The following is a 7,125-nucleotide window of genomic DNA, read 5'->3' on the forward strand; positions in this document are numbered from 1 at the left end:
GCCTGCCACACGCCCTTGCCCGACTCCCGGCGGTCGATCATCTCGTCGTAGCCGAAGGTGCCCCCGCCGCCGCGGTTGGAGATGATCCGGCACACCTGATGGCGGGTCATGGTCTCGCCGTCGCAGGTCGGGGCACCGGTCGGGTCCGCCTTGCCGACCACCAGCGCGAGGAACAGACCCAGGCCCGCGACCAGGCCCAGCACCACCAGGGTGGTGGTCCGGCTGCGGCCGCTGTGGAGGCGGGTGCGCTCCTTGACCGCCGTTCCGATCACCGCGTCCGCCATGTTGCCGCCGTCGACCGCCACCGCACGTCTCCTGTTGTTCGCGTTCAGCCCTGAGGGTTGCGCCCGCCCGGTGGTGTTCCCCGGCCGGGCGGGGCCGACACGAACCCACCATGATCAGCCGCTGTTCGCACGGGACTTGACGATTCCTTGACCTGTCCGTGACAGCTCCGTCGCCCTACCGGCCGGTTCGGCCGTCCGGCGCCACCGAGGCCAGGTAGGCGGCCGCCCTCCCGGGGTCGAAGAACCACTCCTCCAGGTCGGCCGGGCGGTCGAAGGCGTTCGCGAACCGATCGGCCACCGCCGGGAGTTGGCCGCCCGAGCCGAGCAGCTCCCGGACGTGCGGGGGCGGCGGCGCGAGCATCGCGTTGGTCCACGCGGTGGCGGGGCGGGCGACGGCCTCCCAGAACCGGCCGAAGGCGGACCGGAGGAACTCCCGGTCGAAGGGCCGGTCACCGTGGGCGAGGATCGCCTCCAGGTAGACGGCGGCGCACCTGGCCGCGCTGTTGGCCCCCTGGCCGGTGATGGGGTCGTTCAGGACGACCACGTCCGCCATGCCCAACACGGCGCCTCCGCCCGGCAGTTCGCCGACCGGGCGGCGGACCACCGGGGCGAACCGGCCCGCCAGGGTGGCGCCGGCGTCGGTGAGCTCCACGCCGGAGGCCGCCCGGTCGTACTCCCAAGGCGTGAAGGCCTTCATCAACTCCAGTGTCACCCACAGGTGTTCGGCCGGGTCGCGGATCCCGTCGAAGGCGTCCGCCGGGCCGCCCGGGACGGCCTCCCAGAACAGGGTGTCGCACGGCCCGGCGGCCGTCAGCACCGGCATGACGAAGAGCTCACCGACTCCGGGCACCAGGTTGCACCGCACCGCCGGGAAGTCGTGCTCGGGGCGCGGCGCGAGCCCATGCACGTAGCTCACCGCGAGCGCCCGCTGCGGACGCGTGTACGGGGACCGTTCCTCGTCACGCTCGAACAGCGAGGACAGCGCGCCCTTTCCCGCCGCGACCAGCGTCAAGTCGTAGGAGCGGGAGAGGTGTTCGAGATCGGCGGCGCTCACCTGCCGCACCTCCACCCGGCCGCCGCGACCGGCGAAGAGCTCCAGCCAGGTCGACATCTTCAGCCGTTGGTCGACGGACTGCGCGTGGCCGTCCAGCCGTCCGACCCAGTCGACCACGCGCGCCGACTCCGGCCCGGCGACCGAGACGCCGATCCCCTCGATCTGGGGCGCCCGCTCGACCCACAGGTCCAGGCCCTGGACGCGCTCGGTGCGCAGCGCGGCGTCGAACATGCACTGCGTGGACAGCACCCGTCCGTCACGCACCTCCTGCGCGTCGCGGTCGGTCAGCAGCGTCACGTCGTAGCCGTGGGACTGTAGCCCCAGGGCCAGTTGGAGGCCGGCCTGCCCGGCGCCGACGATCAGAACTCTGCGCATCGCCCCTGCTCTCCTGGTTGTCCGTCCCGGCCGGCCGACGGATCCGCCCGGCCGTCCCGGTTCACCCGGTGCGCCCGGTGCGCCCGGTTGCCCGTGGCCTGAATACCAGTCCCCGACGCTCGCGTCCACGGCCCGGCCGCCCGGTGGCCGGGGGCGCCGCTTACGATGTTCCGGGCCCGAACCGAGGTAACGGGCCCGTAACGGCAGTACGCAGGGGGGATACGAGAATGCGTGACGAGCACGAGCACGCCGGGGGCGTCGAGTACGACGACCACGACGAGTACAACGGGTACGACGGGCCCGAGGAGGCCCCGCGCCGCCCGGCCTCGCGCCGGGTGTGGCTGGCCGCCGCGGGCGGGGTGTTCGCGGTGCTGGTGGGGGTCGCCGGGTACGGCGCGTACAGCATGCTGGGCGGCTCGTCCGACGGCGGGGGCGGCGGCGGAGGCGGCGCGAAGGCGGGCACCTCCTCGCAGCCGCAGGAGCCGCCGACCGCCGAGCAGGCCGACGCGGCGGCGAAGGAGTTCCTGGCGGCCTGGGGCCGTGGGGACTTCACGGCCGCGGCCGGTCTGACGGACCGTCCGGAGGCGGCCCGCACGGCGCTGTCCTCGTTCCACGACGGCGTTCCGGCCCGCTCGCTCGCCCTGACCGGGACGGGCCCCTCGCCGACCGGTACGCCGAGCGAGCCGGCCGTCGCCTTCCGGGTGCGGGCGGAGTTCGACGGCACGTCGGAGGCGTGGGAGTACGACAGCGCGCTCGGCGTCACGAGGGCGGCGGACGGCCGCATCCTCGTGCGCTGGGCACCGAGCCTGGTCCACCCCAAGCTCACCGCCGGGCGCTCCTTCGCCGTGAAGGCGCTGCCCAACCCGGTGTCCAAGCCGACGGACCGCAAGGGCCGCCCGCTCGACGCGTTCCCGTCCTTGCAGTCGGTGCTGCCGCAGATCGCACCGCCCGACGGCTCGAAGGTGGTCACCGGGCAGGCCGTGGTGCTCTCGGGCGGCGGCGGCCAGGAGGCGGAGCAGCTGTTCGTGCTCACCCCGTCGAGCGCGCCGCAGGTCAAGCTCACCCTGGACGCCGACCTCCAGCAGGTCACCGAGGAGGCGGTGAAGCAGCAGTCGGCGGGCGGCAAGCCGGCCTCGCTGGTGGCCGTCCAGCCGAGCACCGGCGCGATCCTGGCGATGGCGTACGCCCCGCAGACCGGGTTCAACCGCGCGTTCGGGGGCGGCCAGGCGCCCGGCTCGACGATGAAGGTGATCACCTCGGCGGCGCTGCTGGAGGCCGGGGTGAGCCCGGACACCGTGGTGCCGTGCAAGGAGACCACCTACTCCCCGCGGGCGTGGCACAACGACGAGCCCGGCGACTTCCCCGGCTACACGCTCAGCGACGACTTCGCCCGCTCCTGCAACACCGGCTTCATCGACAAGGGCCTGGAGAAGCTCCAGCTCGGCACGCTGGCGACGGTGGCCCACGACCAGTTCGGCCTCGGCCTGGAGTGGCGCATCGGCGTCCCGAGCCGGGACGCCACCATCCCGGTGCCGGGGAACAAGGACGAGGCGGCGGCCGAGTACATCGGCCAGGGCCAGATCCAGGTGAACTCGCTGCTGATGGCCTCGGTGGCCGCGACCGTGCAGAGCGGAACGTTCCGTCAGCCCGTGCTGCGGGAGGACGCCAAGCGCGTGACCGCGCCCGGCAAGCTGCCCGCGGACGTCGCCCAGAGCCTGCGCACGATGATGGCGAAGACCGCGACCCAGGGCACCGCCCGTGCCCCGATGTCCGGGCTGAGCGGCCAGATCGGCGCCAAGACCGGCACCGCGGAGGCCGGTTCGGGCCAGGCCACCAACAGCTGGTTCATCGCCTACCGCGGCGACCTCGCCGTGGCCGCCGAGGTGGAGGGCGGCGGCCACGGCAACAGCGCGGCCGGCGTGGCCGCCGCCCAGGTCCTCCGGGCGGGCGGCAAGGGCTGAGGCCCCGCGGGCCCGGCCGGCTCACGCAGCCGGCCGGGCGCCGGCCGGGCGGGCGGCGGCATCCAGGCGGCGTCCTTCGCGGAACAGGACTTGTCAGGACGGGGAAAGGGTGCCAGCATCGGCGCCGTGATCATGAGAATCGAGCTTTCCACCCGCTGGTGAGCGCCATGTTCCGGCGCCGGTCGGCCGCGCCCCGGACCAGCCTGTACGACCACGCGCTGCGGCTGCACGGGCGGACGCCGGACGGACCGCTGCCGAAGGACGGAGCGCCGTATCCGGACGGCGAACTCCACCGCGGCAGGCGGCCCAAGCGGCCCGAGGATCCGCGCCGCCAGGGGGTCCGGGTGGCCCGCGTCCTGGACAGGCACTTCGCGCGGACGTCCGCCGGGCCGCAGGAGCTGGTCAGGGCCTGTCACCGCGTCTTCGTCCCGATGCACCCCGACGAGTCCATCGCCGCCGCAGCCCGCCGGGGCGAGGCCGACCGCGTCCGGGCGACCGGGCGCTGGTTGGTGCGCCACGGGGACGACCGGTGCGCCGTCCTCGTCGGGCTCGCCCTGCTCGCCGCGGTGGGCACGGCGGAGGACATCCCGCTGATCCGCACGATCGGGCTGCTCTCGCACCATTTCGGCCCGCTCGCGGCCGCCGCGCTGGAACGGATCGACCCGAGCGCGCGGTCCCTGCTCTGGCTCGCCGAACGGTCGGGCGGCTGGGGGCGGGTCTACCTCGTCGAGGCGCTGTGCCGGCTCGACCATCCGGACGCCCGGCCGTGGCTGCTGCGCCGGGCGGTCGACGGCGACTTCCTGAACGGCTACTTCGCCGGCCGCGTCGCCACGGTCTCCCGCGTGCACGAGGAGGTCGACCGTCTCGCCGACGACCCCGAACTCTTCGACCACGTCGGCCGGTTGATGGACGTGATGACCTTCGCCTCGGGCATGGGGCTTTCCCTGCGCCACTACCCCCACGCCGCCGCCGTCCTGGCGGCCCACGCCCGCCACGCCGCGGACCTGCCACCGACGGTCGCCCGCTTCCGCATCATCGCCGTACTGGCGCTGCACCTCGCCACCCACCCCGCCGAGGATTCCGGCTGCACCGAGGCCCAGCGCGCCGCCGTCCTCGCCGCCTACGTCGCGGTCCTGGACCGTGAGGACTGGTGCGCGACCGTCCGCGCCGCCCTGGAGGCGCAGGACCACTGGCTGCTCTGGTTCGCGCGCGAGAGAGCCCCACGGCTGAGCCTGCGGGTGTTCACGGAGCGCTCGGCGGCCGGCGGCGTGGACTGACCATCACACGAACGACGAGGAGCAACCGGATGCCCGAACTGGTCGACCCGAACACCCGGCTGCGGGCCTCCTTCCTCAAGGCCGTGGCCGAGTTCCACGCCGAAGGCCCCGGCCGCCCCGTCCCGTGGTTCGTCACCGACGTCGACCCGCCGGCCCTGACCGACGCCGAGGCCTTCGCGGCCTACGTCGCCCGCGTCCTGGCCGAGCGCACCGAGGCGGCCGCCCGCCCCGACGCGAGGGTGCCGATGACGACGCTCTGGTGGACCGAGGGTGACCGGGTGCTGGGGCGGCTCGCCATCCGGCACCGCCTGACCCCGGGCCTGCGGCGGGTCGGCGGGCACATCGGCTACGACGTCCGCCCGAGCGCCCGCCGCCGGGGCCACGCGACCGCGATGCTGGCCGCCGCGCTGCCGGTGGCCGCCGGGCTCGGAATCGACCGGGCGCTGCTGACCTGCGACGAGGCCAACATCGCGTCCCGGCGGGTGATCGAGGCCAACGGCGGACGGCTACTGGCCGCGGACGGCGGCAAGCTCCGCTTCCTCCTGCCGACCGGCTCCGCTCAGCAGCTGATGTAGCTCATCGAGAGGCTGGTGAACTGGGTGCCCGAGGGGGCGTAGATGGTGATGGCGCGGGACTTGCCCTTGCCTCCGGCCCACTCGCTGTCGACGTGGCCGCCGTTGGAGAGGTGGCCGCGCACGAACGGACAGCGGCCGTCCGCCTTGGTGTCGTGCACGCTGCCGACGACCTTGGTGTTGTAGTTGCACCACTTCCCGTTGGCGTAGCCCTGGCCGGAGCTGATGCTCCAGTTCTGGGTGCAGGAGTCGGCGGCCGGGGCGGCGTGGGCCCCGGTCACCGGGACGAACAGGGCGGCGAGGGTCAGGGCGGCGACGGCGGCTCCGGGGACGGCGAGACGGTGCTTGGACACAGGGACCTCCACACAGGGGTACACGGTGGGCGGCTCTACCGGGGGCCTCAGGGCGTTCAGCCTCGGCCGAACAGCCCGCCCGCGGCGGCTCTTCGAGCGTGACGTACCCGAACTTCCCGCGTCAACAGAGCAGTTGGGAACGCGTCGCCGCGCGCCGCCGCGCGCTCACCGGTGGCGCCCGGCCGCCCCACGGGTACCCGCCCGCACCGGGTGCCGGGCACGTGCCGACCGTCACCCCGTTCGCGGTTCGGCCGGGCATTCGACGCGTCGACGCCTGCCGTTGGACCGTTCCGGGCCGGCCGACGCGGGGAAAGTGTCCTGACGACACCCCGGGCCTACCACCGAGAGCCTGACCCTGTCTCCGATCCCGCCGCAACGACGACATGGGCATCAACCATGAGCAAAGGGGCAGATGATGCCACGTAGGACCACGGTCCTCAGAAGTGCCGCAGCGGCCACGGCGGCGCTGCTGCTGGGCGCCGGGCTCGCCCCGGTGGCCTCCGCCGCGACGCCGAACGCGGGCGATCCGGCCGCGGAACGACTCAGCACGTACTGGACCGCAGCCCGTATGGCGGCCGCGCTGCCGGTCGACACCGAACGCACCACGGCAGAGACACCGGCCACGGCGGACGGGCCCCGGCCCGGCGAGTTCATTCCGCCGAGCAGGAGCTTCGACGGCATCCCGCAGGCGGGCACGTTCTTCTGGACCGGTGCCGACGGCACGGGCCGCACGTGCAGCGGCTCCGTCGTGCACAGTCCCGACCACAACCTGGTGCTGAGCGCGGGGCACTGTCTCAAGGGGTACTCCGGCACCTCCCCCAGGCGGAACCTGGGGTTCGTTCCGCAGTACCACGACGGACTGAAGCCGTTCGGCATCTTCCCGGTCGAGGACAACGGCGTCTACGTCTCGCAGGCGTACTACGACCTGGGTGAACACGCCGGGGCCGCGTACGACTTCGGGTTCGCGGTGACCGGGCCCAACCGGGACGGCGAGCGCCTGGAGGACGTGGCGGGCGGGGTCCGACTGCTCACCGACACCGGCTACTTCCACGCCCCGGTGCGGATGACCGGCTACCCGGGCGGCGCGCAGAAACCCCTGGAGTGCCTGAGCTGGACCACCAGGTGGGAAAGCGACGATCCGGCCGATCCGGGCACCCCGGTTCGGGCTCAGGGGCGCGGGCCCGCCGGCGGTGCGCCGGTGGTCGCGGCGTCGTACAGGGCCCGAGTGGCGGAGCCGAAGCGGGCGCTG

The 7,125-nt window shown here is 74.0% G+C and carries 7 protein-coding genes; 4 read left to right on the forward strand and 3 right to left on the reverse strand.

Going from position 1 to position 7,125, the window contains the following annotated elements:
- Together J0670_RS25180 and J0670_RS25185 are read right to left on the reverse strand one after the other, a co-directional pair.
- Nucleotides 1-305: hypothetical protein (locus J0670_RS25180; protein WP_207813944.1), on the reverse strand; the 305-nt coding region annotated here is incomplete at its 3' end.
- Nucleotides 306-459: 154 nt separating this feature from the next.
- Nucleotides 460-1,713, reverse strand: a complete 1,254-nt coding sequence (locus J0670_RS25185; RefSeq protein ID WP_207813945.1) for a styrene monooxygenase/indole monooxygenase family protein — start codon at nucleotides 1,711-1,713, stop codon at nucleotides 460-462.
- Between the two features lie 227 nt (nucleotides 1,714-1,940).
- On the opposite strand from J0670_RS25185, the gene J0670_RS25190 reads away from it, so the two are divergent.
- The 3 genes from J0670_RS25190 to J0670_RS25200 all read left to right on the forward strand — a co-directional run bounded on the left by J0670_RS25190 (nucleotide 1,941) and on the right by J0670_RS25200 (nucleotide 5,526).
- Nucleotides 1,941-3,674 carry a penicillin-binding transpeptidase domain-containing protein gene (locus tag J0670_RS25190; protein ID WP_207813946.1) on the forward strand — a complete coding sequence of 578 codons (1,734 nt, stop codon included), beginning with the start codon at nucleotides 1,941-1,943 and terminating at the stop codon, nucleotides 3,672-3,674.
- Between the two features lie 167 nt (nucleotides 3,675-3,841).
- Nucleotides 3,842-4,951 (forward strand): hypothetical protein, encoded by a 1,110-nt coding sequence (locus J0670_RS25195; protein ID WP_207813950.1) that lies wholly within the window; start codon nucleotides 3,842-3,844, stop codon nucleotides 4,949-4,951.
- A gap of 29 nt (nucleotides 4,952-4,980) precedes the next feature.
- Nucleotides 4,981-5,526 (forward strand): GNAT family N-acetyltransferase, encoded by a 546-nt coding sequence (locus J0670_RS25200; protein ID WP_207813947.1) that lies wholly within the window; start codon nucleotides 4,981-4,983, stop codon nucleotides 5,524-5,526.
- Here J0670_RS25200 and J0670_RS25205 read toward each other — a convergent pair.
- Complete coding sequence (locus J0670_RS25205) at nucleotides 5,511-5,876, reverse strand: hypothetical protein (RefSeq protein ID WP_207813948.1); 366 nt, start codon at nucleotides 5,874-5,876, stop codon at nucleotides 5,511-5,513. The two genes, J0670_RS25200 and J0670_RS25205, sit on opposite strands and share 16 nt — an antisense overlap.
- Nucleotides 5,877-6,291: 415 nt before the next feature.
- On the opposite strand from J0670_RS25205, the gene J0670_RS25210 reads away from it, so the two are divergent.
- A partial coding sequence (locus J0670_RS25210; protein WP_207813949.1) for a serine protease occupies nucleotides 6,292-7,125 on the forward strand: 834 nt, incomplete at its 3' end.

The sequence above is a fragment of the Streptomyces sp. FH025 genome (genome assembly GCF_017427025.1).
Lineage (GTDB): Bacteria > Actinomycetota > Actinomycetes > Streptomycetales > Streptomycetaceae > Kitasatospora.